The following is a 2,069-nucleotide window of genomic DNA, read 5'->3' as shown; positions in this document are numbered from 1 at the left end:
TAAAAGGGGTGAGAATCCCCTTCGCCGAAAACCCAAGGTTTCCTACGCGATGCTCGTCATCGTAGGGTTAGTCGGGTCCTAAGCAAAGTCCGAAAGGGGTATGCGATGGAAAATTGGTTAATATTCCAATACCAACATTATTGTGCGATGGAAGGACGCTTAGAGTTAAAGGAGCCAGCTGATGGAAGTGCTGGTCGAAAGGTGTAGATTAAAATCCAGGCAAATCCGGATTTTTTTAAGTCAAAACCCTACAGGCGTTTGAAGTTCTTCGGAATGGATAGCGAATCCTTGATACTGTCGAGCCAAGAAAAGTTTCTAAGTTTAGATAATGTTGCCCGTACCGTAAACCGACACAGGTGGGTGGGATGAGTATTCTAAGGCGCGTGGAAGAACTCTCTTTAAGGAACTCTGCAAAATAGCACCGTATCTTCGGTATAAGGTGTGCCTACCAGGGTGTTAAAGCCCTAGAGGTTACAACAAAGAGTCCCTCCCGACTGTTTACCAAAAACACAGCACTCTGCTAACACGTAAGTGGATGTATAGGGTGTGACGCCTGCCCGGTGCTCGAAGGTTAATTGATGGAGTTAGCTTTGCGAAGCTCTTGATCGAAGCCCGAGTAAACGGCGGCCGTAACTATAACGGTCCTAAGGTAGCGAAATTCCTTGTCGGTTAAATACCGACCTGCATGAATGGCGTAACGAGATGGGAGCTGTCTCAAAGAGGGATCCAGTGAAATTGTAGTGGAGGTGAAAATTCCTCCTACCCGCGGCAAGACGGAAAGACCCCGTGGACCTTTACTATAGCTTGACACTGCTATTTGGATAAAGATGTGCAGGATAGGTGGGAGATTATGATCCATAGATGCTAGTCTATGAGGAGTCATCCTTGAGATACCACTCTTCTTTATTTGGGTAGCTAACTAGTATGAGTTATCCTCATATAGGACAATGTCTGGTGGGTAGTTTGACTGGGGCGGTCGCCTCCCAAATAATAACGGAGGCTTACAAAGGTTGGCTCAAAACGGTTGGAAATCGTTTGTAGAGTATAAAGGTATAAGCCAGCTTAACTGCGAGGCATACAGGCCAAGCAGAGACGAAAGTCGGTCTTAGTGATCCGGTGGTTCTGCGTGGAAGGGCCATCGCTCAAAGGATAAAAGGTACCCCGGGGATAACAGGCTGATCTCCCCCAAGAGCTCACATCGACGGGGAGGTTTGGCACCTCGATGTCGGCTCATCGCATCCTGGGGCTGGAGCAGGTCCCAAGGGTATGGCTGTTCGCCATTTAAAGCGGTACGCGAGCTGGGTTCAGAACGTCGTGAGACAGTTCGGTCCCTATCTGCCGTGGGCGTAAGAAGATTGAGGAGAGTTGACCCTAGTACGAGAGGACCGGGTTGAACTAACCACTGGTGTATCTGTTGTTCTGCCAAGAGCATCGCAGAGTAGCTAAGTTAGGATGTGATAAGAGCTGAAAGCATCTAAGCTCGAAGCCAACTCCAAGATTAATCTTCTTTTAAGAGCTCTTATAGACTATAAGTTTGATAGGCTGGGTGTGTAATTGATGTAAGTCATTTAGCTGACCAGTACTAATAGCTCGTTTGCTTATCTTTTAAGCATCACTTCCTTGTTAAGGATAAAACTTGCTTTTTCTTTTTCTACTATATGACGTTTGATTTTACTGCGAATTTCAGTCACATACGATAAAATGTGCTTCATTATTCTAGTTTATCAAATATCATCTATCAAAAAGATAGTTTGCAGTTAAAACTCTTTAGTAAGTAAAATGGAAATTATTTTTATAAAAACTTAGGCTTTTAACAATTTAATTAACAGTGTTTAATAAGAGAATTTATTAAGGTTATATTATATTTGGTATATCTTAATTTTTATTTTAAAAATAACTGGTAAAAAAGTAGTTAAGTATTTTAGTATAGTTTATATGCTTACTACAACTTATCTCTAAAACATTATAATAGATTCTTTTATTTAACACTGTTCCGTGGCTATACAGATGTGGAAACGCCTTGCTCCATCCCGAACCAAGAAGCTAAGCACATCGTGGCTGATGATACT

The 2,069-nt window shown here is 42.8% G+C and carries 2 rRNA genes; both read left to right on the top strand.

Annotation, left to right across the window (positions count from 1 at the left end):
• Window positions 1-1,606, top strand: a 23S ribosomal RNA gene (locus F1B92_RS04770); the annotation flags it as partial.
• 385 nt (window positions 1,607-1,991) lie between these two features.
• Window positions 1,992-2,069 (top strand): 5S ribosomal RNA (rrf, locus tag F1B92_RS04765); the annotation flags it as partial.

The sequence above is a fragment of the Campylobacter portucalensis genome, assembly GCF_009690845.1.
GTDB lineage: Bacteria > Campylobacterota > Campylobacteria > Campylobacterales > Campylobacteraceae > Campylobacter_B > Campylobacter_B portucalensis.
This window is presented reverse-complemented; position numbering and strand designations above follow the sequence as displayed.